Source organism: Amycolatopsis sp. lyj-23 (genome assembly GCF_046549135.1).
Classification (GTDB): Bacteria; Actinomycetota; Actinomycetes; order Mycobacteriales; family Pseudonocardiaceae; genus Amycolatopsis.
This window is the reverse complement of the sequence record NZ_JAJPWN010000027.1, coordinates 19450-44752: the sequence shown is the minus strand read 5'-3', so window position 1 is coordinate 44752 and position 25303 is coordinate 19450. Positions and strand designations below refer to the sequence as shown.

Here is a 25303-nt window from a genome sequence, read left to right as displayed (position 1 = left end):
TGATGGTCGCCGCTGTGGAGGTGAGAGGGATGCGGGTGGAGCAGGACGACGTGGAGATCATCGAACGGATCGCCGCGTTGGATATCGGTAAGGCCGAGGTGGTCTGCTGTGTGCGGGTGCCGGGTGCTGGTCGGCGGCGGGTGCAGGAGGTCCGCACGGTCAGCACCATGACCGATTCGCTGTTGGCGTTGGGGGACTGGCTGGCCGGACAGCGAGTCACCCGCGTGGTGATGGAGGCGACCAGCGACTACTGGCGGGCGCCGTTCTACCTGTTGGAGGACCGGTTCCAGACCTGGCTGGTCAACGCCAAGGACGTCAAGCACCTGCCGGGGCGCCCCAAGACCGATCGGCTGGACGCGGTGTGGTTGTGCAAGGTCGCCGAACGCCAGATGCTGCGGCCGAGTTTCGTCCCGCCGCCACCGGTGCGTGAGCTGCGTGACCTGACCCGCTACCGGGTCGATCTGGTGGTGGCGCGGACCGCGGAGAAGCAGCGGGTGGAGAAGCTGTTGGAGGACGCCCTGATCAAGCTGTCGGTGGTGGTCAGCGACATTTTCGGGGTGTCCGGCCGGGCGATGATGGCCGCGTTGATCAACGGGCAGCGCGATCCGGCGGCCCTGGCTGAGCTGGCCCGGGGCTCGATGCGGTCCAAGACCGTCCGGCTTCGTGAGGCGTTGACGGGGTCGGTTCACCGATCATCACGCGTTCCTGCTGGCCCGGATGCTGTCCCGGGTCGATGCGATCACCGCCGACATCGCCACGGTGCAGGCCCGTATCGATGAGTCGATCGCCCCTTTCGCCTCAGCGGTGACCCGGCTGGATGAGATCACCGGCCTGGGTCTGACCGCTGCGCAGGCGATCATCGCCGAGATCGGTGTGGACATGACTCGGTTCCCGACCCCGGCGCACCTGTGTTCCTGGGCCCGGTTCGCACCCGGTATCAGCGAATCAGCCGGACGCAAGAAGGGTGGCAGCGGCACCGGGCACGGCAACCGGTATCTGGCGCGGGCGTTGGGCGAGGCCGCCGTGTCGGCCAGTCGTACCGACACGTTCCTGGGCGAGCGTTACCGGCGGATCGCCCGCCGTCGGGGCAAGAAACGGGCCATCGTCGCGGTCGGTCGTTCCATCCTGGTCATCATCTGGCACCTGCTCCGCGATGAGAACGTCCGCTACACCGACCTGGGCTCGGGCTTCTACGACGCCCGCACCAACACTCAACGCCGGGTCCGCAACCATGTCCGCGAGTTGCAGGCGCTGGGCTACAACGTGATCCTCAACCCGGCCGCCTGACCGCATCACGATCACCCTCACCGGCCGCCCGCCCCTGGCCGGTGAACAAACACGCGGTGGTCACCCTGATTTTCGGATTAGTGCAGGCGGGCGGCTCTGTTCCTCAGAAGTCGCTCGACTGGCGCAGTCCGAAAGGGTTTTGACTGTCAGTGGTGGTGGATACGCTCAGGGTTATGGGGTTCTACGAGGCGTGCGCCTGCACGCACACGGCCACTGACCTGTATTCACCAGGTGTTCGGCGGGATGGGGGTGAGCGTCGATGAGACCTCGCCCTGCTGCGGACGCGGTGGACCTGGACGGTGCGGCGCAGCTGCTCGGTGTTTCGGCACGGAAGGTGCGGCGGCTGGTCAAGCGAGGTCGGTTCGCGCCGGCCACGGTCGAGGCTGATGATGGAGCTCGGCTGTGGGACGCGCGGGAGCTGTGGCATTGGGCGACGCGCAACGACCCTGCACGTGCGGCGTCGATGCCGCTCAAGCACTGGGTCATCCAGGACGAGCCGCCGGAGCTGAGCGTGGTCCGGACCGTGCGCGACGCGGTTGTGCAGGACTGGTACCTGGCCGACGACCCGGCGCTGCTGCGGGTGGTGTGGCCGACCGGGGACTTCATGAGTTCCGATGCCGGTGGCGCGGCTCGGTTGGATCCTCCGGTGCCGTGGGTGCTGCAGGTCGGTCCGGGTTCGGGGTGTTCGGCCCGGAGCTGGTGCAGTACGAGGCGATGACGGGCCCGGAGATCGACGTGAAGCTGGTCCGCGAGGAACCCCGCTTCAACCGGGTGCGGCTGGCGGCGCTGCCGCTGGAGGTGCCCGCAGCCGACACCGACGATCTCCCCGAGTCGATCTGCCGCGCCGGCTGGCTCGAGGTCCTCGCCCGCGGCGACGTCCTCGCCGTCGAGGTCGTGCGGTCGCTGCTGGCCTGGAACGGCGGCGAGGGTCTGCCGTTCTGCAAGCGCGAGGGCCTCGACCCCAGCAAGTCAGCTCTAGCCGGGGAGTGGGTGGACCGGCTGGTGCCGGCGCCGCACGGACGGACCGCGGCGTTCGAGATTGCGCTGAGTCGCGACGACCGGCCGGTCGAGTACCTCATCGACCCGGAGACCGACGCGCCCGCGGCCCGAATGAAGAACGGCACGGTGCAGACCGCCGTGCCGCAGCGGCTGCTCACCCAGAGCCCGCTGGCGGAGGTCGTGCTTGAGGACCCGGTCTGGGTCCGGGTCGCCGACGGCACTCTGCACCTCGCGCCCCGTCACAACTACTTCGGGATCAACTGGGGCTACGGCGGCTCGGGGCCCGGCTCGCTGGCGCTGCTGCTGGACCGGCTACTGCGTGACATCAGCGCCCCCGCGGCCGACGGCATCACCGGCGCTGCCGACGGGCTGGAGAAGTTCACCCAGGTCAAGTGGCCCAACGGGTCGGTGTTCACCCGCGATCAGCTCGAAGCTGCCCGGGACGGTCAGCTCCCGCGGCTGCCTGCCGGCACCGACATCGACGGCGACGAGGACGCGTGACCATGGACGACAACTACCGCCTGATCAAGTTGCTCTCGCTGGTCGCCTGGACCGAGAATGAGGCGGGAGACAATCGCTACGACAACTTCCCGCGCGGAGGCAAGTGGGGCATGCGCTACCGCGCCCGCCAGCGCCAGGAGCTGACAGCCAAAGAGCAAGAAGCCGCGCTCAACATGTGTATGCACTACGCGGGCGCCGTGGACTACCACCAGGGCACCGCTATCGGCGTCAACGAGGAGCCCGACCAGAGGCAGTTGCCGAGGGTCACGCTCGCGTTCGTCACCGGGTTGGCCGACAGCGTGGTCGCGGTCCTCGGGCGGATGGTGTGCACGTCCCTGCGCTTATCCAAGGAGATCGATCCCACCGCGATGGGGCGCAAGTGGGTCGGCGACGTCACCGACACCAGCTGGCGGCTGCTGCTGACCGGCTACGAGGACTGCTTCGGTCAGAGGGGATAACCGGGGCGCCGTGGCCCAGGTGAGAAGCCGCAGGCCCCGGCGGCAAGACGAGGAGTCCTTATTGCCGGGCCGATGGCGACTCAATGTTGCCCTCGCGGGAGGATGTCTGTCGCGGCGCGCGTTACTGACTGCTGGCCAACGTGTCGAGCCCGGGGCGCCTTGATCTGACCGGCGTCCTCTGGGGGCCAAGATTATAGCGGCGTAGGTATGCCGTCGCCGCAGCGCAGGCTCTTCTTCGCTCGCGGCTACTCCAGTCGCTTAGCGTTGGTTTCGCTGGAAGCTACCGCAGCGAAGCTCGGCCCAGGTACTGGCCGATCCGGGCGCGGTGGCGGACGATAATCGCATGAGTTCAAGCGACGGGCCACCGTGGGTTCTGCCTCGCAGCTTCGCGTCGTTCATGTGCGGTGTCCCATTGGGAATGCTCGTCAACGAGCTCTCCGGGGCACGGTCACAGCTTGTATGGACCGTCATCCTCACGACAACCGCCGTGCTGGGCGCCAGGCTTCTTCTCCACCCCGACATGCCGATCATCGGACTGGCCCTACGGCGGCTCCCGGGCGTCGGTGTCGGCGGGTCCGCGCTCGTCGCACTAACGCCGGTGTCGGTGGCAAGCGTGATCGCGACCGTCACGGTCCCCGTGTTGGCGGCGTGGGTCACGCTGGCGCTGCAACACTCCCGCAAGAACGTGGTGACCACTTTGGTGTGCCTCTCCATCGTTGCATTCGGCGCGATGATGCTCAGCGTGCTCTTTACCGAGTCCAACATCACCGAGAATGTGATGTCCGGGTTCTTGGGACTGTGTGCCCTCACCTTCGGGTTGCTGGGTCTCTGGGGCACGGCTAGGAATCCGACACGGTCGATTTTCAGCGTCGCCGAGGTGCGTGGCTGGAGGTTGTTCTGGTCACGGGTCGGTGTGCCCGGACCGATGGTTCTGGCCATCGCCTGTCACCTGGCAGTTCGCGGCCGTCCAGTTGAGGCCATCGTGCTGGCTGTCGGTGGCCTGTGCTGGTTCGGCGCCACGGTTGTACTTGTTGTTGCTGAGCGTCGCGATGGTCTTGTCGGCGCGCTGCTGGTGGCGAGTGGCTTCTGCACGTTGTGGATGGTCGTGACAGCGTTTTCGGTGGGCGAGTTCGCGTTAGGCGTAGCCGTTGCCCCACTCGGCGCAGCTATGTTCGGCAGCGGGATAGGGTTACTGGACGCCGTCGGCATCCTTGCGAGTATCCGGCGGCAGTTCATCGTCCCGCAGCCGACAGATGAAGAGCTGTAACGATAGCGCCTTGCATAGGCCCGGCCGGTTCGTGGCCCGGTCTTCGTTCCAGATCCTTACGCAACCCGCCATCGGAGCAGCCCACCCGCACGATTACGAGGATCGTAACCTCAAGCACTGGCTGGAGGACCTTCCGCCCACCATCGATCGGGACACCGCTTGGTCGTCTAAGTTGTCATCCACGCCCCAGCGAGGGGGCAGCTACCTGGTCGACGAGGATGCGACCAGGTCGAACCTGCTGGTCACAGTGCTAACGCGCACGGCCGCCGAGCTCGGGCACCACGTCGCGATCAGCAGCCGAAACGGCAGGTCAGCGGTAGGTACTCTGCTGAGGAAGCGCCACCCGGGAACGGGCACGTTCGCTGCACTCACGGATGGCTGAGAAAGGCCGTCCACGCGACCATGGTCCGCCAACTCGACAAAGCTGACCATGCTGCCCAGCAGGGTACGACCGCTGTATCAGCGGTCCGGGATTGCAACCTTGCCGTGGCAGGCCCGCGCGGTCTCGGATGCCGGCCTCGGGTCGAGTGCCGCCCGTTGCGGCCGACCTGTGCCCGTAGCTGGCGGTATCGTCAATTCATGTTTGCTGTCAACTGAACAGGCTGTCCAGGCTATTGATCGAGGATCCCAGGTTGGCCATCGTGTAGCTAGTCAAGGTATTCCCACTGCCCCAGTATGTCTCGCGGAGATCGCCCGTCGTGCCGCCGGTGTACACGTGGAATACGCCATCTGGTGATCGCTCAAAAGCAATGGCGGAGACGGCGGTACCGACGTTGACGACCTGTGACGTGGTCAGAGCGTGACCGCCGCCGACGTACGTTTCCCATACGCCTCCGGTTGTCGTTCCGGTGAAGATGTGCATCGTCGTGTCCGGAGTGATACGTGATACAAGTGACTTGACTGCCGAGCCGATGTTGCCCATGACGTAATTGGTCAAGGTGTTTCCGCCACCCCAGTACATCTCGCGAACATTGCCGTAGGTGTCGCCACTGAAAACGTGGTAGACCCCGTTGCTTGTTACTTCGAAGGACACGGTCGAGATGGGGCTGCCGATGCTTGTCATCTGATAATTGGTCAGGCTGTTGCCGCCGCCGACGTAAGTTTCCCAGATCGCACCTGCCGCAGTGCCGGTGAAGACGTGCATGGTGCCGTCCGGCGTGACTGTGGCGGTGAGCGCGTTGATGGCTGATGCGACGTTTCCCATCACGTAGGTTGTTAGAGCATTGCCGCCGCCGTAGTAGGTTTCACGGACATTGCCGTTCGCGTCGCCTGTGAAAATGTGCAGGACACCGTTGCTGGTGTACACCGCTGACATGGCCGTGGGGATGGTGCCGATGTTGCCCACGGTTGCCGTTGTCAGCGAGTTCCCTCCGCCCCAGTAGGTTTCGCGCAGTGTTCCATCGGTAGCAGCGCTGAAGAGGTGGCGGACGCCGTCGGGAGTGACCATCTGCTTGACGCTCACAACGCTGACGCCCGCGTTGGCGAGTGAGTAGGTGGTCAACGTGTTGCCGCCGCCGACGTACGTTTCGGTCAGGTTCCCGGATCCCGTGCCAGCGTACGCGTGTTGGATGTTCTGCCAAACTGGGCCGCTCGGACCGCCGCCAGTGCTCACCGTGCCCATTCGGTATGCCCTGGTGGTGTTGTCAAGCGTGAATGTCCGGTGGTAGTGCATCACCACTTCGTAGTTTGAAGCTGGATCATGGTTGGAATCGACAACGTCCCAGGTGTTCCCGCTCACTGGACCGACGATGATGAAGGTATGCGAACCCTGCCCTACCTGAACGATGTCACCTTTGGCGAGCTGCGATTGATCGCTGATGCGAATGCCGCCAGCGTTCAGAAACGGCTGGTAGTAGTCACTGCCGCCCAGGTTTTGCGTATGGCCGCTGACCATCCAGACGATGCAGTTGACGAATGCTCGGCACTGTCCGCCTGAGTCGCCGGGCTTCTGTGCATCGTTGCAGGCGTTGCCGCCCCATTGGTTGACGTAGGTCAGTGCTGTGTCGGCGATGGCGGCGTTGTTGTAGTTGCCGACCGCAAGGGCGGGAGTAGTTGTCGCAGTGACGCCGCCGAGTAGCAGTCCGAAGAGCATCAAAACTGACAGCCACGGCCGTCGCTGTTTGGTCCTCGTTCTGAACGTCATCTGCGCTCCAAAGTGTGCTAGGTATGGCGAGCATCAGGTGAGCGCGAACGCCGTAGTTGCCCGCTATGTAAGGAAGTCGCGACTGCTTCTCGCGGTGTTACGGCGCTCAAGATCACTTAGGCCACCATGGCACAGGTGAGGTGATTACTCGTCCTGGTCGCACTACAGGCCGTTGCTTCGTCCCAAAGCCGCCGCAAAGTCGGTCTGTCAGCATCCTGCTTTCGCTGCCGCGGGGTGGCGGATCCTGGTGCTGCCTGCTGCTGCTCACTCGGTCGAAGTCGTGGAATTCGCTGGAGTGGCAGGTCTCCGACCGTGGCTAACCGCTACGATCCGTAGAGCGCTCGTGGGATGCTCGCGAGGGAGCGATGGTGACACCTCGACAGATGGCCTGTCTGGTGTTGGCTGGCTGGCTCGGCGGTCGTGGCTTTGGCGGGCGCTTGTGTAACCTCTCCTCGCGGAACGCGGTATCGCGATGCCGTCGCGGCTGGCCGACATAATCACGGTTATCGGCTCGGGAGGTGACCTGATCGTGCGAGGTTTTGTCTGCTGAGAGCGGCGCCAACCTTATCGTCAGGTTTGCGATCCCTGTGTATGGCGAGGCCCGTAGAGCGTCGGTGTCAGTTTTCAACGCATAGTAACGCCCCTTGAGCGCATATTCTTCACGACTTTGCCATTCAAGGCGTCGGCGTCAACCTCTCGTGCAACCCGGGCAAATCCTTCGAAGTAGCCGAGGTAGTGGTTCACTCCTCGCAACCTTCGCTCGGCGGCGACGTACGGCTCGAGTTTTTTCCATAGCTCTGTGCAGCCATATCCGAAGAAGGAGATCATTGGTCCGGCAGGTATGAGGCTATATCCCACCAGTAATCCTACATGGTCGAAATAATGGGCGACGCGCTCTGCCGCCACTCTGGTATCAGCGGGAAGTTGCGTGAGGGTTGGGTTCAAATCTGTTGGATATTCTGCAAGTTTAAAAACTAATCTACGAGCCACTCTTAGGTCTTCGGTCCGATACTCTTCGAAGAGTGTCAATATTGAGCTGACGGCGTTTGCGTTTCGCGCGGAGCGCCACTGTCGGCGTGTCGACAGGGCTGCTATGCCGAGGGCGAAGAGTGAGGTGGCGACTGAAATTGCAGCAAAGATTACCTCGATTTTCATGCTGGCATTCTACGGCAAGTAGTCAACTTTGAGCTAGATTGAGGTGTTTATGTTATGCATAATTACTCTTATGTATGAGTAGCGCGGAGGGCGCTGGAGCGTACATATGCTTGGCATCTGATGGCATGCGATGTCGTCTGCGGCATGAGTCACGTTCACAAGCTGCAATGTTGCCGTTGCCAGGGGCGCGGCTGGCGCCGAGCCGACTACCCAGGCGGGTGCGGAGCGGATCAGTGTCTCGCGATGCGGTCGATCACGACGAATATCCAGCGCACGAGCACCGACAGGTCGTCGGCTGGAGCTGCACCCAGGCATAACGCACCGACCTCCAGCCTTCGAATCGGCCAGGTCTGTCACGCGTCGGGGAACTCAGTGGTTGTTGATCAGGAGTTCCATGCAGGCAACGCCGTTTCCGCCGATCAGGACCTGTGGTGCCTTTCGCCGTGGAACACCGTGCAACGTATGGACGTCGCCGTCTAGGAGCAGGGGATGGCCGATCGACCGTCTCGAGATTGGATCCATTACTTGGACGACACCGTCGTACCCGGCGCTGATTACGACGGGACGTCCGTCTGCGAGCGGGACAGCGGTCAAGGCGGTCACCCGGCCGGCGTGTGCGGAGATCGGCTTTCCGATGGGCTGGAGCGTGGCGATGTCGGTGACCCACAGGGTTCCGTCCTCGCTGCCGAGCACCGCGACGACCCGTCCGTCGAGCAAGGTCGTGGTAGTTCCGGTGGTGATCTTGCAGCCGAGGTTGACGTCGCCCACGCGGCGCCGCGTGACGAGGTCCCAGACACAGACCGTGCCGTCGTCACCACCTGCGAGCGCGACGACCCGTCCGCCGGGCATTACCGCGGTGACGACCATCCGGATGCCGAGGAAGCCGTTCAACGGATGGCCGTCGCCCCCGATCTCATAGTACACGGTTCCGTCCGGCCGTCGGGACATTTTGACTGCTCTGGCGCCGGCGAAGGGGCCCCGCGCCACTCTGCCGAGCGAGGCTCCGGTGATGGGATTCCAGAGATGGATTCCGCTGTTAAAGCTGCCCGTGCTGGTCACGACAGCGCGGCCATCGGGCAGTGCCGCGGTGGCCATGGTGGTTACGCCAAGCCCGTGGTTGGTCCATATTTCCGACACCTTCTCTCCAGTGACGAGGTCCCACACCCGAATCAGCGGATCCCACCCGGAGGCGGTGACCACGGCGACGCGGCCGTCGGGAAGTGTCACGGTGCCGATGCGGCCGATACGCCTGCCCTCGTCGAACTGCCGCACCTTCGTTCCATTGCGGAGGTCGGCAACGCACAGCGTTTCACCGTGGTCGTGCAACGCGACTTCTCGGTTGTTGGGCAGCCTTGTGGTGGCGAACGCGCGGATCCGCTCTGGCTCGAGCCGGGCCGCGGCCGTATCGCTGCTCAGGTGCCAGAGCCGGACCGCTGCGTCGCGGCCTCCGGTCACCGCAACGGCACCTCTGCCGGAAAGCACGATCGCCGCGACCGAATTCAGATCGGGCGCGCCGGTGCCGAGCGGCCCGAATTCCAGCGGCTCGCCGCCGAGTGCCGAAATCCACAAGCTTCCGGCGAGAACGATCAATCCGTTTTGCCCGCCTGGCATCTCGACCACGGCCATCGCCTTGACGCCGTGGCCCTCCGGCACCTTCGCGCTCAAGATTTCCTGTCCATCGGCGAGGTCGTGGACCCACAGCATGCCGTCGGTACTGCCTACCACCGCCACCACCCGTCCGTCGGGAAGCACGCTGGTGGCGACAGCAGACGCCGTGCCGTGAATAGTCGACAGCAACGCCGGGTCGGAAAAAACCCCGGATGTGTTGCCTGTGACTCGGTTCCACGCGTACACGGTGTCGCCGGTTGTGACGTCGCAAACCCGCACGTCGCCGAAGGCGCTGACCGCCGCCACGAGCACCCTGCCTTCCGGGAGCACCGCGGAGTCGAGCGAAGGGCCGCTGCGCACCTTCAGGTCGGTGATCCTGGCCACTGGTTCACCGGTCAGAATATCCCGGACATGGACGGCTTTCGCCGAGTCGTCGGAGGTGATGGCGACCGTGCGCCCATCGCCGAGACGCGCTACGGCGGCGGACATCACCGAGCTCTTGCATTCGAAGGGCGTGCCGATCGGGGTGCTCGTGCCGAGATCCCAGACCCGGCTCGTCCCGTCGGTGCCTCCCGTGACCGCCACTACCCGGCCGTCTCCGAGCGTGGCGGTCGCGATCGCCCGGATCGCGCCGTTGTGGCCTGGGAGCGGATCGCCGACCGGCTTGCCGGAGCTGAGGTCCCACCTTCCCAGTGAGCCGTCGTCGCCACCGGCCAGCACGATCGGCTGCCCGCCGGGCAGTGTCGCAGCAGCCACGGCGTGGATCGAACCAGTGTGCCGGGCGAGGATCTCTGCGGGTTCGCAGTTCCAGCTCAGCCACCGCGGTTGCCAGCCGGGACCCGGACGCACAGATTTCCACGCGGCGTTTCCCTCCGCTGCTAAGCGGAAGCGCAGTGCGTCGGCGTTGGCCGCGGCGGCATCCGGAGACAAGGACTGGGGAGTTTGCCGCCAGAGCCGGACGAGTGGGTGGTCTCCTGCCGGGACTTGCCCGGTCACCGAACGCAGCCGCGCAGCATCGAAGTAAGGCAGGAATGCCGGGTCGAGGAATCGATCGTCGAGCACGCCACCGGCGGCGGCGTGCTCGACGATGTGCCGGCGTACGTAGGCCGGTGGCGTACCTGGCGTCAGCAGATCGGCGAGGGCGATAGCGATCCTCGCCTCGACGGCGGACATCGAGTCGTCTTCGTGCGGCGGGGCATCGATCAGTTCGCGCCACTGTTCCCGCAGGGTGCTGCGGAGCAGGTCGTGGAAGAGGCGGTAGACGGTCGCACCGTCCTGGCGGTCGGTGACCAGGTAGGCGCCGAGGCGGGAGTCGAGCAGCCAGGAGATGTCGGTATCGCCGAACTCGTAGTCACTGTTGCCTACCGCATTCGCGACGCGAGGCCAGATCTTCCGCCAGGGCAGCCCGGTGCCGTAGGCGAACGCGACGGCCCGCAGCAGCACGACCGCGCGGTGCCGATCGGCCGGGTCGGCGAAGGTGCCGTGCAGATCAGCCTTGAACACACCGATAACGCCCTGACGGAGAGCGGCATCCCACGACTCGCCGAGGGTGCCGTGCGCGAGGGAGGCCGCGGCGAGGCGGGCGAACAGAAATGACCGTCCCACCTGGGCGCCGAGGGCGGCCGCCAGCCCGGCCGTCCGGGCAGTGTTGTCACCGTCGTACCGCGAGCCGGCGGTATGCCGCAGGACCCCTGCGATGTACGCGCTCACATCCGCGGGATCCCACCAGGGTGCCTCGTCGACCTGGATGCGCTCGGCGTTGAGCAACTCTTTGGCGAGGTCGGCGAGCGGAGGCGTAGCGAAAGGCAGCCGATCGACCTGGTCCTCACCGCCCGGCGAGCGCAGGCCGAGAAGCAACCGGATCCGTGGTTCCCGCGGATCCGGATCGAGCCGGGCCAGCAGCTGGGTGAACAGGCGGCGCGGCGCGGTAGCCTCGTCGACGGCATCCACGATGACGGTCACCGGCCGGTCGATAGCCGCCAGCCAGGCATGCCACGCGGCGAGGCGCCTGGTGATATCGGTCGCCCGACGATCGTCGGCAGGGAGCGGCACGTCGAAAGCGCGCAGGATCTGGTCGAGGACGTCGATCTCGAGCTTGCCGGTCGCGACGACTGCGACGTCGACCGCGCCGGAAGGTGGCAGCAGCTCGTCCGGAACCGCCTCGAGCTCTTCGGCATGCGTGCGCAGAAACTCAGGATCGCTGAGTGTCACCAGCCGCGCCAATACCGCGGACTTCCCGCTCCCCGCCGCTCCGGTGACCAACGTCGTGCCAGGCGGTCCACTTGCGGCCGCGATCAGCGCTCGCATCAGGTAGGTGCGTCCGGTGAACAGCCAGCCAGGTTCGTCGTCCGTGGCCACACCTCGCGCCTTTGGCCCCCAGTGGGTGCGTAGATCCTGCCGGGAAAGCGCGAGGTCGTGCCGGGCCGGGGCGAGGTCGACCGAGGCATCCGGACGGTGGTGCGGGTTGGGCAGGCAGACGTGCGGTAACCGGCGGGACATCCGGGTGATCGCTTCCGGTGTCTGGCCATACCCGAGGTGATCCCGCAATCCGTCGAGAAGATCTTCCACCGACAGGTACGGTGCGTGGCCGTATTGCGCTCCCTCCCGGGAGGCGAGTTCGCCGAGGAATGCCGTGATCGCACTGCTCAGCACACCAGCACCCGCGTCTTGCGTCTTGCTCGCACTGGCCAGGACCAGCCAGGTGTCGGGCGGCTGCCGGGACAGGCGGGACAGTTCACCGACGATCATGCCTGCGTAACAGGCATCAAGGATCACCACGAGATGCGTGATTTCCGTGTCGGCCAGCCACCGGATGAGGTCGAACGACGCGAAGGCGGTCGCGCTTTTCCGCGTCGAGTCGGTCTCCTTGAGGATCAGGTGGTGAGCCTCGTCGACCTCCTCGGCGTGCCCTGTTACGAACACGACCGCAGCGTCGGCCTCGCGCCACCGACGTTCGGCAGGCGGGTTCTCGAGGGCGTCCCGGATGTCGCGTTTCGCCGGGTTCTCGGCCAGCTCCGGGAAGCGATGCTCGAACCGCCGGTCGCCGAGGTGGTCCGCACACAACCAGGCACGCAGGACCGCGACCTCCTCGCCGACCGGCAGGGAACACCAATGCCGGTCGTCGTACTCCGCGGTCGCGATGGCCACGAAATGCCGCCGCAGGACGGCGTCGCGGGTCATTCGCCGACCACCTGCGGCACTGCCCGCAGGAGCGCGACGCCGGTCTGGCGGCGGCTCAGATAACGCTCGGCGGCATGCGCCTTCGCCCCGTTGTCCACGACGATCTCGTCGGCCTCGCGGATTTGCGGCCACCAGCCGCGCAGCTCCCCGGCGCAGGCGACCGGATCGCGAAGGTCACGGACGTTGACCCAGGCCGGAACCGGCAGCGGCTCGACCCGCAAGCGGTCCCGCACCATCCGCAACGCTAACGGCGAACCGACCGTGATCAGCAACTTGACACCGAGATCGGGATTTTGGCGCAAGAGCTCGTACGCCACCACCGAACCGAGGGAGTGCCCGATCAGGACCCGGCAACCCGGGGGAAACTCGTCTCGTACGCGGTCGTCGACGGCCCGGCGAACTGCCGGCTCGCGGAGGTAACGGCGTACCTGCTTGAGCTCCCTGATCGAGAGCACTGCGGCGGCCGGGCCAAACCGCCGGTCGATCGCCGCGATCAGCGCCTGAAACGGGCGCGGGATCCGGCCGAGCCCTTTCGGCGCAGCGGCAGCAGCGGCAGCGACCTCGGCCGGAGTGACCAGCTCCGCGAGCGCCTCCGCCACGTCGGCCCACTCTTCAGCGCTGAGATCTAGCTCGTCGCCGGCATCGGAGTCGCCGGACTTGGGTACCACGGAATCCGCCGCAATCGGAGGATCCGGCAGAAATAAGTCCCCGTAGAAGGTGATGTCGAATTCGGAAAGCGTCACCCGTTGCCCGGCCGCCCGTTCCAGCCCGTCGGCGAGTGCCGGTCCCCAGGCAGCGAGAAGCTGATGCCGTCCACGGTACTGCTGGCCGATCCCGTGTACTCCGACCACCAGTGCCATCGATGTTCCTCCTCGCTGATACGGCGTCGAGTTGTAGTGCATGGTGTCACACCGCTCGGCCGGCCCCGCGATGGGGCGACGCGAACTCCCTCGACAGAAGTTTGTGATTGTTTTGCTGAGTCTTTATTTGGTGAATCTTTCTTTCGGGTGGAGAAAATGATGGAACGTACGGCGCCCTTCGGTTGGCGCGAGGCGAGGTATGGCTTCGTGCTTGACTATCTGGAGATTGTCAATCCAGAACTCGACGAGGATCGGCGACCCCGTGGGTTGTTGCGGCGTCCAGTCTCTCCTGGGGGTGCACGGAAGGACTGGAGGCGGGAGCTGGGCGGCCTCGCATACTTGGCGCAGCTGGCAGAGAGTGCGCGTGTCGATGGACACGGCTGCGAGTTGCTGCAGTTGACAGGCCCTATGTGGAGCGATCCCGGGTTGTGGATCGTCTGCAGGTATGGACATACAAGGCTGTGTCGATGCTGCCAGGTCCACGCTCGTTGTGGTTACTTCGGGAAGTCGGCCGAAAAGAGCACTTCGACGCTGTTCGCTGCAGATCACTCCTGGGTAACTCGCGCACCGTGAGTGCGCTGGTGTGATACATGATCAATTGCACCATGGAAGGACTACGGTGCGCATCTACTGCGCTTCCTTCTTGACTTGAGGCTGCAGTTTCGATAGTTGTTGTAAAAGGCTCTGATCGACGGTGGGCGGCGGAGCTCGCAGGACAGCTACCTTCTGCTGATGACTTATCTCGTCTGCAAGCACGGAACACGATCTTCGCTGGCATGCTGAATACAACCTGGTGAACCCCATAGTGAGGCGGAGAATAAGTATGGAAGCGCAGATCCCCGAGCTGAAGCGGCTGTCGGCAGAGGCGGCCGACGTGGCGCGTGCCGTAGTTGCTCGGTGCCACGAGGGCGAAGCGGAGGCGTTCGACGATCTCCTCGACGCGTACGAGGCTGACCCCAGTGGCACCGTGCACGGGGGACGGCTGAATGCACCCGTTGGCATCGGGGTCGAACTGGCAGCGATCACGCCCTGGGTGCTGGCTGCCGCGGGCGCGGCCGGCGGTGTGCTCGTAGAAAAGGTCGCGGAGGACGCTTACGCGGCCGGGCGGCGCTGGCTGTCACAGGCTTGGACGCGTCGGCGAACAGGTAAACCGGTGGACTCCGAGCCGGAGGGAGCCAGCCAGGCCACCATCTTGATCACCGTGCACCTGCACGGATGCGGCGCGCCGGAGGAGCTGGCTCATGAGGTGGCCGCTCAGGTGGTCGAGGAGCTGGATTCCGGCAGAGGTGATGCCCGATGAGCCTCGCAGTGCAGCCTGATCGGATCACCGCACAGCCTCGGCTGGGTACCACCCGCGTCAGGTACGCACTGCTAATCGCAGTGCTGCTCACAGCAGCCGTATTCGCTGGCAACATGATCTTCTACGTTGTCTTCGGTCAGTGGTTCGGCGACACGCTCAACGCGTGTGGGGCGGCCGCGCAGCGCCTTCCGCTACTTGACCAGCTTGACCTGTGGCACTGGTTCGAGCAGTGCGAAGCTCCGGCGGAGCGAGTGCGGACCGGGTTCGCCTGCATATTCGGGTTGGTGGCGTTCATTGCGGGATGGGGACTGCGGCGCAGATGGCTGCCGCAGCGGCTGTACCGGCGAGTCGGGCGCACGCGCGTCGCGGCGGCGCGATGGCAGGACGAGGCCGCCGCGGCGGTGCGATCGATGGGCGGTCGAGTCGCGCCGGAGGTAGTGTTCGGATCCACCTGTCGTGAGGCCTTCACGGTGCGGATCGACGGCCGAATCCTCGTTGTGCTGCCTTATGGCGTCCTCACACTACCCAAGGATGAGGCGTCCGCGTTATTGCGCCACGAGTGCGCGCACGTAGCTGCCGGTGACGTCGACCGGGTATGGCTGACCCAAGCCGTCTGGTGGGCCACCCCGGTGGTGATGGTCCTGCCGTTCCTGGCCGAGGTCGGTCGAGTGGTGATAGCGCAGGGGAAAACGTTCGCCGACCTCGTGTTCACCGCCTACAACCTCGAGTACACGATCCGTTCGGCGGCGCTGCTCGCATTGGTGTGGCTGGTGGCGCGCAGTGTGCTGCGTGCACGTGAGCATCAGGCTGACCTGCTGTCATCCCAAGACTCGTCGGACGCTTTGAAAGCTCTCCTTGGTCGTGGACAGCAGACGCCCAGAACGCTCTTGACGGCGTTCCGGGCTATCCACCCGCCATTGCAGCAGCGCCTGGACGTGCTGGAGCGTCGCGGCGTCGAGCGTCACACCCGGGTGGCGGAGGGCTTTGCTTTCGGTGCGTTGATCGGCATCGTCCAACCCGTGCTGTGGTTCTTCGTAGAATCGCTGATCATACCGCTGGCCGACCTAAGCGTTTCGACGCTCGCGGCGGCACTGGTGCCCGGAGTCTTGCTGGGCGGTGCCTGGGGGATGACGGCGTGGTACGCGCATACGGCTGACGACGCCCGCTCTGCGTTAGCCCGGACTGTGAGCGCGCTGGGCTTGCCCCTAGGTGTCGTGCTGGGGCTCGCGCTCTCCCTGACCGGTGATGGAAGTTCGCTGTTTGAAACCAAGACCCTGTTGCAGTGGGGGTTCGCGGCTGTCGCACTCATTGGCGCGGCGTCGACGTACGGAGGGATCGCTGCACTGTGGCACCGGTATCGGCCAGATACGTCACCGTGGTGGGCTGTTCTGGTTGCGGTCCTGCTGTTCACCGGAGCGATCGAGCTGGTTATTGCGTTCAATGTGGCCATTGAGTTCGATCCGGTGGTTGCGTCCGGTGGGAGCGTGGGGATGTGGCTGTTTATGACCGCGGTGCCAAGGTGGGGGTTGCTGGTCGGTCAGTGCGTCGTCGCAGTGGTGGTATGGAGAACGGTCAAAGGTGCCCGACGCCGACTGCTCCTGCTCACGGTCATTGTGTCTGTTCTTATTGCTGTGCCCCGTTTGCTTTTCTTCGTCCCACTTACAGAGGAAACCAAGTCGGATTACTTGATGTTCAACGGTGTGCTGGCGGCAGCAGCGGGATTAGCGGTCTTTCTCGTCTGCGTCGCGATCGACGGCCGAGCGGGAATCGCGACAGGTGTTGCCTGCGCGTGGCCAGCTGCGCTGCTGACTGTGTTGGCGCTGACTCTGAAGTTCGACCACCCTATGGCGGCAATCTGGTTTTCCGTGATGAATGCAGCCGAGATTCTGACTTCTTCCCTGCTGATGATATCCGCGGTTGCCGCCGTCGTGTCCGTGCGGTCCAGTGACCGGAGGTTGACGTTGTTAGCTTGTCTCGGTCGTGTGGATGGGCGATCCCTTATGGGTCAGGAGCCTTCTCGATCTGAGCGACCGCGTTCTGGTGGGTTCCGTCGGCGGGATCCGTGATCCACAGTCGGCGGCAGTGGGGCGGGCCCGAGCGCTGCCCGGGTGCGGCGTACTTGCTCGAGAGCCGGTTCGCGCGCAGCGGAGGCGCTGGTGGTGGGAGAGGCGAGGTGGCGGCGCGTGCTCCGCTCACCTTGCTGCGAGCCTCGGGCGGGATCGGCGATGGCAGTGTCTTGGCCAGCTTGCCCGCGGCCACGACGTGCATCAGGTGCCCGTCCAGGCGCAGGGTGACCTGCTGACCGGCCAGATGCGCGGCGAGCAGGACCCGCATCCCGCCGAGGTTGGCGTTGCCGTCACGGCTCACGGTCCGCTCGACCTCGACCACCGACGCGCCGGCCACCTTCCCCGCGGACGTGCCGGGTTCCGCCCCGGCGGGACGGGTGCTGCGCAGACGTAGCGTGGCCAGGTCGTCGGTGAAGAGCTCCACCGCCGCGGCATCCGGTTCACTACGAGCCGAGGCCCGCCGAACCTCCGGCGGCACGACCGGCGCCGGCTCCGGTGTTGCCACGCGGGTAAGTGCGCGAGCCGGACGGAACAGCGAGGCCGGGGGTGGCCACGCCCAAGGATTGATGCGGCCGGTGGTAGTTGTAGCCGTGGGCCCAGGCTTCGATCGCGGCCTGCGCCGCTTGCCGGTGCGCAGCTGGTCTGCGCGGGCCATATGGCGCTGCCCGGTGGAAGGCACGAGGTGCCTTCCACCGGGCAGCCGGTGAGTTTCGGTCAGGTGGAGCGGATCGGATAGATGTGCAGGCCGGGCTCGGTACTGTTGGTTGACGTGGTCACCAGGCTTCCCGGCGAGCCGTCGAGGAACGAGCCGGGTACGCGCGAGCCGGTCACATCCAGGCTGGTTCCAGCGGTGCTGGTCCCGTTGGTGTAGCCGACGCCCGCTGAAATGCCTCCGACGCCGCCGGTTCCGCCGCTGGCGTCGCCGGTTTCCCATTGCAGCCGGCTGTAGCGGAGCACGATGTCGAATGCCCCGGTGGCGATGTCGGTGCGATCGACGATGTAGAGCTGGAAGGAGTTCAGTTTGTCGTCGTGTGCGCTGTAGTAGCCGACGTGGTCGTAGTTGATGCAGATCGCCTGTCGGCCGCCGACGCTGCCGAGGCCGTAGTGCACCGGTGTCGACAGTGGCCCTCGCGTGTCGACGTCCGCCCACCACGCCGCGATGATCGGCCGGCCGGCGGTGGCGAGTGCTGAGGGCGTGAAGTCGCTCATCGGGCCGTCGAGGGTCACGTTGCCGTTGTTGTTGACCCATAGGGAGTTGAACTGCCGGCCGAAGAAGTTGACTCCGAACGGCATCGGGATCTCGGGGGACGAGCCGTCGTCGTTGGGCGCGACCTGGTTCGCCTGGCACGTGGTGCCGAGCTGGTCTCGGTCGAGCTGGATCTCGTAGGAGCCGGTGAACCCGCCGCTGTCGTTGATCAGCACCCGGTACTGTCCGGTTTCCTTCAGGCCGGTGACCGCGAAGTGGCCGCAGCCGGGGTCCCGGCTGGTGGTGACGACCCGGCCGCTGGGGGAGACCAGCGTGGCCGTGAACGTGCCCGGATGGGTACAGGCGCCAGGTGTGGACAGGTGGACTGCGTCGTTCTCGCCGAGATCCACGGTGAACACGTCGACCGCGCCCGGGGTGTCGAGCGAGCCGGCGGTCCGTTCGCCCAGGTGCAATGCGGAGGTCGTTTCGATGTGCCCGGTCAGCGCGGCGAGGTCGACGGTGTCCCCGACGCGGTTACCGACGGCAGCGGCGTCGTCGGCGAACCGGGCGTCACCAGTCAGCGCGACGTCGAGGATGCACTGATCCAGCGCAGCGCCGCCGCTCACCCCGTGCGCCCGGCAGATCGCCTCGGCCGCCGCACGCTGGTCTGCGGTGAGATCGGCCAGTGTCGCGCCTCCGGGTGGAAGGACCGGCAACGCTCCGCCGGCCGGGATCGGCGTACGGAAGAACGACGCTGTTCCCGTGCGTTGCCAGCTGGTGCCGAACGCCTCGAACAGCGACTGCAGGGTCGCGGTGGTGCCATCGGCTGCGGTCAGGTCGTTGCCCGGGTTGCGGTCGGCGTTGCCGTACAGGCCGTGCACGTGTCCCCAGCGTGAGGGGGCCAGCGTGACCGACATCGGGTTGCCGACGCCGGATCCGGCGTTGAGCTGCGTACCGTCGGGCCAGCGGACCACGGGACTGCCGCCTTCCAGCCGGACTGACGCTCCGCCCGGCAGTGGCGTGTCGGCGGTCGTCAGGGGCAGGGGCTGGCCGTCCAGCGTCGCGGTCGTCGGTGCGCCGAATGATGCCGCCTCGTTGTCGTTGAAGGCCAGCACGGACGTGCCGACCCGGGCCGCGACACCGCGGTTGAACGCGATCGTCGAGGTCGTGCCCGGCAGACGGGTGTAGCGCGCTTGGATCTCGAAATCGTCGGTGTCGCTCTTGGCCACGACGTAGTCGCCGACGGCCTGGAAGTCATACCGTCCACCGTCGAACGTCACCAGGTGCGGGTCGCCGGAGGAGCCGCCCGGGCCGGGGTCGGCGGGACCGGTGTCGACGACGGGGACCACCGGCGGGTTGTCGTTGGTGGGGTCGCAGACATCGCCGATTCCGTCGTGGTCGGAGTCGGCCTGGTCGGGGTTGGCCATGTCCGGGCAGTTGTCGAGCGGATAGTTGGCGCTCGCCCAGGGTTGCTGGTCCGGCACACCGTCGCCGTCGAGGTCGTTGGTGGGGAACAGCGACGAGATGTCACGCTTCTGCTGCTGGAAGGTGGGGTCGACTTCGAACAGCAGCGGCTTGGCGTATTTGCCTGCCCCTTCGGGAGTCTTTTCGAGTCGGCTGAGCGGGACGGTCGCGATCTGTTCGATCGGGGCCCCTGCGTCGCCCGGGCAGAAGTCGAGGCCGTCGAGGACCTTCAGCTTCAGGTCTGCGACCAGGTCAACCTTGGTGCGTACGCCGCGGCTGGTCGCTGACGGCACGTAGCTGACCTGACCGGAGAACGACCGGTCGTCTTGCTGGGAGCCGGTGTCCGGTGAGGAGCCGCTGATTCCGCCGGCGGTGTTGCCGGGAAGGGTGAATGGACGGGAGTAGTCGATGTCGACGTGCTGTCCGAGACCGGCGAAGTCCGAGAGTTGCTGCGTGGTCGGGGTGGCCGGTGCGGCCAGTGCCGGTGCGGCCGCGGCGGACACACGCTGCACCAGTTGGTCGACGAGCGTAGCCAAGGCGTTCTGGCTTTCCGGGGCATCACTTCTGGAGGAATTCGTCGTCACCCTGGATCTCGCGCACGGTGGTGGGAACGCCGCCGGCGAGGTACTCGCCCCACAGCCGCGCCGATCCATCCCCGATTGTGATCTTCAGGAACGGCAGCAGCGAGCGCTGCAGCATCGCGCGCGTCAGCCGCGCCTGCAGATCCGATGTGTACGGTGTGCAGAAGCCGTCGGGAGTCGAGTTGGCGCTTCGGCGCCGTCCGAAGATCTTGCGGCCGTCGAACACGGTCATCGTCGTGACCAGCTGAGTGCCGGAGACGGTGACGGGCAGGATGGTTGCTGCGCCGGTGTCCGGGTTCACGCCGACCAATTCGGCGGCCGACGGATCGACGCCCAGGACGGCGGGGTCGATGGTCACCTTGACAGGTTTGGAAAACCGCCGTCCCGATGGTGAGAGGTCAACGTATGGCAGGCCGTAGCTGTCTTCGTTGCCGGTAAACACCAACGGCGTGAACTGCAAACCGGTCGGCTGCGACACAGCGTTGCGGGGAATATCGACCTGCCAGCCGGTGCCCTTGTAGGTGCCGCCGGCGCTGCTCACGGTCGTCGTCGCCGCGAACTTCTGCATCAGCGCCGTCACCTCGGTGCCGGTTCCTTGGGTGAGGGTGGTCGACGCCATGTCGCTGAGGAACCCGGCGGCGCTGATCGTGGTCACGACGAGGCCATCCGGCACGCCCGACAGCTGGAACCGGCCTTGGGCGTCTGTCGTGGCGCTGCGCGTACCGAAGGCGACCTTCGCCGCCTGGACGGCTTGCCCGGTTTCGACGTCCCGGACGGTGCCGGTGAAGGTTCCGGTGGCGTTCGGTGACTGCTGGGTCACCATGACGGTGACCGCGCAAGTGTGTTTGCTCGTGGTCGCGGTGACGCTCAGCTGGTTCGCTTTGCCCGGGCTGAGTGCGACTTCGGCGGTGAACGTTCCGTCCGCGGCGGAGGTGGTCCGGGCAGGGAGCAGGCCACCAAGCACCGAGATGGTGGTCGCGGGTGGTGCGGTGCCCTCGAGGACGACACTTGCCCGGTCGGTCGATGCCGGGGAGATGACCGTGAGTTCCTGGTCGTTGTGGCCGCCGCAGCCGCGCGGAAGGTGCCCGTGGTCCGGGCGGCAGGGTCTGGGTGGCGGGCTCGGTCTGGGGTGCTCGGGCCTCGTCGGTTTGCCCGGTGGTTTCGCGGCGTGCGTCCCGCTCGGAGAGCTCGACGGAACGGACGCCTGCGCGGCAGCCGCCGTCATAAGATCGGCCGCGACTATCGCAGCCAGCAAAATTCGCGCCGCCGACGTCAATCCGCGACGTTTTGGATTATTTCGCATCACAGCAATCCCTTCCCGGCCGAACCACCTGGATGGCACGAAACCGATCCAGGGCAAGGGTCGGCGCCGTTTGGAGTGCTGTTACGCCTGCCACGACATACAACTCATATGGCTCACATCGTATGATCTTCTAGCATTCGACTGTCTATTTGAGTTTTTAACTATTATTTCAATTGGAGGCATGATACTCCCAGTCATTGGTAATAAACGAACTTGCGGCGGGTGTCTCAATCCAGATGAAGCTCCGCCGGGCTAACGCGCGCTGGCTGTGCTGCTGTGCCGGGCAGACTTCGACGGCAGCATCAATTTGTTCACTAATGTCGACCTTGCCGTCGGCAGCGTCTGGTGGAGATCTCGAGCACCGCCGGGTCTACGGCTTGCCCCGGCCGGCGATGTTGCGACGGCGTAGCCGCCGAACGGACTATGTCCCTGACGGTCGTTGAGGAGGTTGTGATGGCTCGACAGGGTGGCGTGTACAAGCGTTGCAGCTGCAAGGATGCGGTTGACGGAAGCCGGCTCGGTGTCCGCTGTCCGCGCCTGGACGACCGTGGGCACGGTTCGTGGTACTTCTCGCTGGAGCTGCCGGTGGGCCGCGACGGGCAGCGGCACCGCGTGCGCCGTGGCGGGTTCGCGTCGCGTGTCGCTGCGGAGCAAGCGCGGGGATACCTGCTCGGCAACGATGTCGATCCGGCGACGGCCGTGGTCACTATTGGGCAGTGGCTGGATATCTGGTTGGAGATGCGCCAGAACCTGAGCTTCTCGACTCGGCGGCTCTATGCCCAGCACATCCGCGATTACCTCAAGCCCTACCTGGGAAGCGTGCCGCTGCGGTCGTTGACGGTGGCGCGGGTGCAGGCCATGTTCGCAGCGTTGATCCGCACTAACTCAAGCCGTACACGGCCCTTGTCGTACGCGACGCTGCAGCGCATCCGGGGCGTTTTGCATGCCGCGCTCAACGGTGCGATCCGCCGGGGACTGCTCGACCGGAACCCGGCACATTGGATCGAACTCCCTTCCGGGCGCCGGCCGCGTGCTGTGGTGTGGACCGAAGGCCGGGAAGCGCACTGGCGCCAGACCGGCGAACGCCCGCCTGTGGCGGTCTGGACTGCGACGCAGACCGCGGCCTTGAGAGCAGCTTCGACCACCCGTTGCACGTGCTATACCTGCTCGTCGCACTCCTTGGGCTGCGCCGGGGTGAAGCGGCAGGGTTGCGATGGTGCGACATCGACCTGGATGCCCGCGTGCTCCAGGTGTCGCACCAGGTTCAAGATCATAATGGCCGGACCGTGATCTGTCCGCCGAAAACCGAGAGCAGCGTCCGCGTCCTCGCACTGGACAGTATTTCAGTAGCAGCGCTGCGATCTCTGCGCGCCGAACGGAGACGTCTACTGCCGGCCGGTGCGGCGTTGACCGGATTCTTGTTCGTCAACCGGAACGGGAATCCGATGAGTCCCGGCTACGTCACCCACGCCTTCCGCAGGCTCGTCGCTGAGGCGGACCTGCCGCCGATCCGGCTGCACGATCTCCGCCATGGTGCGGCGAGCCTGTCGCTGGCTGCCGGGAACGACTTGAAGGTGGTGCAGGCGATGCTGGGGCATTCGAGCATCGTGCTGACCGCTGACACCTACACCAGTGTGCTGCCCTGCCTGGCGCACCAGGCCGCCGAAGCCACCGCCAACCTGGTCATGAAAGCGGCGCGGCGCACGGCGAAGAAGGTCCGCCGCGACTCCCGGAAAGCGACACGTCACTACGGGACGAAGAAGAACCGCAGGCCGAGGTCGACGCGGAAGTCGGCTCACAAGGTCGCACGGTAGAGGGACCCCTCCGCGCCAGCTGCTCTGAGAACTTGAAGAAGATCGTCGACGCAGCCGAACCGACCACTAGGGAGATTGAGATCGTGGAGCGAAGCGAGTCGCAGTAGGCCGTCGACGGCAGGATCAACCCAGCTCGCCGACCACTCGCACCACAGATTTGCAATAGTGAACTTATGGGTGTCTTACGCCCGACTCCGGCGCCGCGGAGGAGGTCTGAGGCGTGGAGGCGGTGGGAATCGGGCGTCGCCGCCGCGGTTACCCCTATGGGCGTCCTAAGAGGACCAGGTGCCCCGCGGAGTCGGCCACATTCGGTCTCCCGCTGGTCCCGCCCATGATCAAAGCCCACCGGCGAGATCCTCTTAATCAAGGATACCCGCAGGTGGGCTTCGATTCAGCAGGGTGCGCCATCAGGGACTCGAACCCCGAACCCGCTGGTTAAGAGGGTGTCAGGTGATGCCGAGTGATGTCGGACAAAACCTTTTCGGCTGGTCACTGTACATCACTTGTGTCGAACTATACCGCGTTCTGTCGACGTGTACGAGACCTCTCGGGCACTTCTCGGGCACCTCCGTGCCGGATTCTGCCGGGCTGTTCGTGCTGGTCGATCGTGGTTCGTGGTGTGGACGGCGGGGCAGGGTGGTTGCTGTGTTGAGCCCGAGCAGTCGGCGTGATCCGGTGCTGTCGGTGGTCACGCTGATCGTGGGATCATCGTGGCTCTGACCTTCCTGTTCGGTTTCGGAAACGTGCTCACGTTGAGGCTCCGGCTGGGAGTGCCGGTCTGGGTGGCATCGCTGGTGGCGCCTGCGGTGGATCTGTCAGTGGTCGGGCTGTTGATCGCCATTCGGTCCCTCTCTCTGCAAGGTGCTCCTGCTGAGGTGATTCGGCCGGCTCGACGGCTGCTGCTGGCCTCGAGTGTCGTGACCTTGGCGTTGAACGTGGCTGAGCCGTTGATCGCTGGTGAGGTGGGGAGGGCGTTGTTCGATGCGGTGGGTCCGTTGTTGCTGATCGGCTGGGCTGAGGTGGGACCGGTCCTGCTGCAGGCCCTGGCCTCCGTATCGGCCACCGGATCTCAGGCTGGCCCTGCCGAGGCCACCGACTCGAGTTGCCGGAGCAGGCACGGTATGAGGATCGGCGGCATCGCGAGCTGTATCAGCGTCCCATCTCTGCCGAGAGTCTCCGGAAGGTGCTGGGGTTGGGGGCCGAGCGGTCGCGAACGCTTGTGAAGCTCGTGCGTGCAGAGCGAAGCATCTCGGCATAGCGGTCGTGCTGTTGTGATCTTAGCGGCTTCTTCGCCGCTTGCTGGTGATCTGGCGAACGGCGGGTCAGTGGCATGGCAGTCTATTCACGCAGAGTGATCGAATGTGTAACAGTGAAGGAGTTGCGAACGACAACTCACCACACCGAAGATGAGGTTGGAAAACGCGGGTTCGGGTGGGTGACAGATAGATCTGACCGTCTCTCCGGTCCGCAATCGCCCGGAGGGCTGGCGGTGTGTGAGCCGGATGATCCCCTGGACTCGGCGGGAGTTGTGCTAGTCACCAGCCTCCAGGAACCCGCCTACCAGGGAGGAAGTCTTGTGATGGCTTGGGAATGGGTGGCGCCCGCGGCTACCGGGCTGGCCGCCGTGACTGGCATGTTCTTCACGTGGTTGACGGGTCGACAGGGCCGGAATCAAGTGGAGCGGATGGCGCGTCGCACAGAAGAAGCCGCCACGCGGGACCGGTTGATGCAGGAGCGGCGGGAGGCATACATCGCGGCGCTGGTCGCGATGGAGCTGAGTCTTCGGCGCAATCGATACGAGCAAGAGGGCAAACTGGGCAAACTGGCCGACCTTGATCGGAGGTGGCCGAAGGGGAAGCGCGTGCAGATGGAAATGGAGGCGGTGATCGGGTTGGAGACGTACGGCAGCCCGCAAGCCCGCGAACTACTCGGGAAGTGGAACGAGACGGCAGCCGACGGGGACGAGACGCGGATGCGCACGGTCCGCAGCGAGTTGGTTGATCTTGCTCGTCGTGAGTTGGGTGCACACCTCCTAGATCTTCTGTAGACGGTAAACGCTGACGGGTCTGCCGACATGGTGATCGCTGGCAGTGACTGTCCTTGCCGTGGTTGCAGAGCCAGTCGTTCGTGT

The 25303-nt window shown here is 65.4% G+C and carries 17 protein-coding genes and 2 pseudogenes; 11 read left to right on the top strand and 8 right to left on the bottom strand.

Annotated features, from left to right (window positions below; all coding sequences use genetic code 11):
- Positions 1 to 50 precede the first annotated feature (50 nt).
- The 5 genes and pseudogenes from ACLJPY_RS46225 (at position 51) to ACLJPY_RS46205 (ending at position 4512) form a co-directional block, all read left to right on the top strand.
- A pseudogene (locus tag ACLJPY_RS46225) lies at positions 51 to 1287 on the top strand (IS110 family transposase).
- A 259-nt stretch (positions 1288 to 1546) separates the two neighbouring features.
- Positions 1547 to 2005, top strand: a complete 459-nt coding sequence (locus ACLJPY_RS46220; protein WP_410597354.1) for a helix-turn-helix domain-containing protein — start codon at positions 1547 to 1549, stop codon at positions 2003 to 2005.
- Complete coding sequence (locus ACLJPY_RS46215) at positions 1939 to 2787, top strand: hypothetical protein (RefSeq protein ID WP_410597353.1); 849 nt, start codon at positions 1939 to 1941, stop codon at positions 2785 to 2787. Before ACLJPY_RS46220 ends, ACLJPY_RS46215 begins: the two co-directional genes overlap by 67 nt.
- A gap of 2 nt (positions 2788 to 2789) precedes the next feature.
- Positions 2790 to 3245: a hypothetical protein gene (locus ACLJPY_RS46210; protein WP_410597352.1), complete on the top strand. Its 456-nt coding sequence runs from the start codon at positions 2790 to 2792 to the stop codon at positions 3243 to 3245.
- A 343-nt stretch (positions 3246 to 3588) separates the two neighbouring features.
- Complete coding sequence (locus ACLJPY_RS46205) at positions 3589 to 4512, top strand: hypothetical protein (protein ID WP_410597351.1); 924 nt, start codon at positions 3589 to 3591, stop codon at positions 4510 to 4512.
- 589 nt (positions 4513 to 5101) lie between these two features.
- Here ACLJPY_RS46205 and ACLJPY_RS46200 read toward each other — a convergent pair.
- From ACLJPY_RS46200 to ACLJPY_RS46185, 4 genes are all read right to left on the bottom strand, one after another.
- On the bottom strand, positions 5102 to 6655 hold the full coding sequence (locus ACLJPY_RS46200) for a hypothetical protein (RefSeq protein WP_410597350.1): 1554 nt from the start codon (positions 6653 to 6655) through the stop codon (positions 5102 to 5104).
- A gap of 624 nt (positions 6656 to 7279) precedes the next feature.
- Positions 7280 to 7810: a hypothetical protein gene (locus ACLJPY_RS46195; protein ID WP_410597349.1), complete on the bottom strand. Its 531-nt coding sequence runs from the start codon at positions 7808 to 7810 to the stop codon at positions 7280 to 7282.
- A 369-nt stretch (positions 7811 to 8179) separates the two neighbouring features.
- Positions 8180 to 12598, bottom strand: coding sequence for a hypothetical protein (locus ACLJPY_RS46190; protein WP_410597348.1), 4419 nt, complete (start codon positions 12596 to 12598; stop codon positions 8180 to 8182).
- Positions 12595 to 13458 (bottom strand): hypothetical protein, encoded by an 864-nt coding sequence (locus ACLJPY_RS46185; RefSeq protein ID WP_410597347.1) that lies wholly within the window; start codon positions 13456 to 13458, stop codon positions 12595 to 12597. The genes ACLJPY_RS46190 and ACLJPY_RS46185 overlap by 4 nt, the downstream gene beginning before the upstream one ends.
- Positions 13459 to 14281: 823 nt before the next feature.
- Between ACLJPY_RS46185 and ACLJPY_RS46180 the strand changes: the two genes are divergently transcribed.
- The gene (locus ACLJPY_RS46180; protein WP_410597346.1) at positions 14282 to 14758 is read left to right on the top strand and encodes a hypothetical protein; all 477 of its coding nucleotides are present in this window, start codon (positions 14282 to 14284) and stop codon (positions 14756 to 14758) included.
- A 113-nt stretch (positions 14759 to 14871) separates the two neighbouring features.
- Positions 14872 to 16824, top strand: coding sequence for a M48 family metalloprotease (locus tag ACLJPY_RS46175; RefSeq protein ID WP_410597345.1), 1953 nt, complete (start codon positions 14872 to 14874; stop codon positions 16822 to 16824).
- Here ACLJPY_RS46175 and ACLJPY_RS46170 read toward each other — a convergent pair.
- The 4 genes from ACLJPY_RS46170 to ACLJPY_RS46155 are packed head-to-tail and all read right to left on the bottom strand — an operon-like array spanning position 16757 to position 21019.
- A complete protein-coding gene (locus ACLJPY_RS46170; protein WP_410597344.1) occupies positions 16757 to 17329 on the bottom strand; it encodes a hypothetical protein in 573 nt (190 codons plus the stop codon). The genes ACLJPY_RS46175 and ACLJPY_RS46170 overlap by 68 nt on opposite strands.
- Positions 17268 to 17558, bottom strand: coding sequence for an integrase core domain-containing protein (locus tag ACLJPY_RS46165; RefSeq protein ID WP_410597409.1), 291 nt, complete (start codon positions 17556 to 17558; stop codon positions 17268 to 17270). The genes ACLJPY_RS46170 and ACLJPY_RS46165 overlap by 62 nt, the downstream gene beginning before the upstream one ends.
- Positions 17539 to 20058: a nidogen-like domain-containing protein gene (locus tag ACLJPY_RS46160; RefSeq protein WP_410597343.1), complete on the bottom strand. Its 2520-nt coding sequence runs from the start codon at positions 20056 to 20058 to the stop codon at positions 17539 to 17541. Before ACLJPY_RS46160 ends, ACLJPY_RS46165 begins: the two co-directional genes overlap by 20 nt.
- Positions 20033 to 21019: a carboxypeptidase-like regulatory domain-containing protein gene (locus tag ACLJPY_RS46155; RefSeq protein ID WP_410597342.1), complete on the bottom strand. Its 987-nt coding sequence runs from the start codon at positions 21017 to 21019 to the stop codon at positions 20033 to 20035. The genes ACLJPY_RS46160 and ACLJPY_RS46155 overlap by 26 nt, the downstream gene beginning before the upstream one ends.
- Before the next feature lie 792 nt (positions 21020 to 21811).
- Here ACLJPY_RS46155 and ACLJPY_RS46150 point away from each other — a divergent pair.
- The 4 genes and pseudogenes from ACLJPY_RS46150 (at position 21812) to ACLJPY_RS46135 (ending at position 25219) form a co-directional block, all read left to right on the top strand.
- Entirely contained in the window at positions 21812 to 22648 is an 837-nt protein-coding gene (locus ACLJPY_RS46150; protein WP_410597341.1) for a hypothetical protein, read from the top strand.
- Positions 22567 to 23172, top strand: coding sequence for a tyrosine-type recombinase/integrase (locus ACLJPY_RS46145; protein WP_410597340.1), 606 nt, complete (start codon positions 22567 to 22569; stop codon positions 23170 to 23172). The genes ACLJPY_RS46150 and ACLJPY_RS46145 overlap by 82 nt, the downstream gene beginning before the upstream one ends.
- Before the next feature lie 648 nt (positions 23173 to 23820).
- A pseudogene (locus tag ACLJPY_RS46140) lies at positions 23821 to 24430 on the top strand (hypothetical protein).
- Between the two features lie 318 nt (positions 24431 to 24748).
- A complete protein-coding gene (locus ACLJPY_RS46135) occupies positions 24749 to 25219 on the top strand; it encodes a hypothetical protein (protein WP_410597339.1) in 471 nt (156 codons plus the stop codon).
- Positions 25220 to 25303 lie beyond the last annotated feature (84 nt).

Coding starts and splice junctions, on each gene's coding strand:
- ACLJPY_RS46220 (WP_410597354.1), top strand. CDS start 1,547: ATGAGACCTCGCCCTGCTGCGGACGCGGTGGACCTGGACGGTGCGGCG.
- ACLJPY_RS46210 (WP_410597352.1), top strand. CDS start 2,790: ATGGACGACAACTACCGCCTGATCAAGTTGCTCTCGCTGGTCGCCTGG.
- ACLJPY_RS46205 (WP_410597351.1), top strand. CDS start 3,589: ATGAGTTCAAGCGACGGGCCACCGTGGGTTCTGCCTCGCAGCTTCGCG.
- ACLJPY_RS46200 (WP_410597350.1), bottom strand. CDS start 6,655: ATGACGTTCAGAACGAGGACCAAACAGCGACGGCCGTGGCTGTCAGTT.
- ACLJPY_RS46195 (WP_410597349.1), bottom strand. CDS start 7,810: ATGAAAATCGAGGTAATCTTTGCTGCAATTTCAGTCGCCACCTCACTC.
- ACLJPY_RS46190 (WP_410597348.1), bottom strand. CDS start 12,598: ATGACCCGCGACGCCGTCCTGCGGCGGCATTTCGTGGCCATCGCGACC.
- ACLJPY_RS46185 (WP_410597347.1), bottom strand. CDS start 13,458: ATGGCACTGGTGGTCGGAGTACACGGGATCGGCCAGCAGTACCGTGGA.
- ACLJPY_RS46180 (WP_410597346.1), top strand. CDS start 14,282: ATGGAAGCGCAGATCCCCGAGCTGAAGCGGCTGTCGGCAGAGGCGGCC.
- ACLJPY_RS46175 (WP_410597345.1), top strand. CDS start 14,872: ATGATCTTCTACGTTGTCTTCGGTCAGTGGTTCGGCGACACGCTCAAC.
- ACLJPY_RS46150 (WP_410597341.1), top strand. CDS start 21,812: ATGGCTCGACAGGGTGGCGTGTACAAGCGTTGCAGCTGCAAGGATGCG.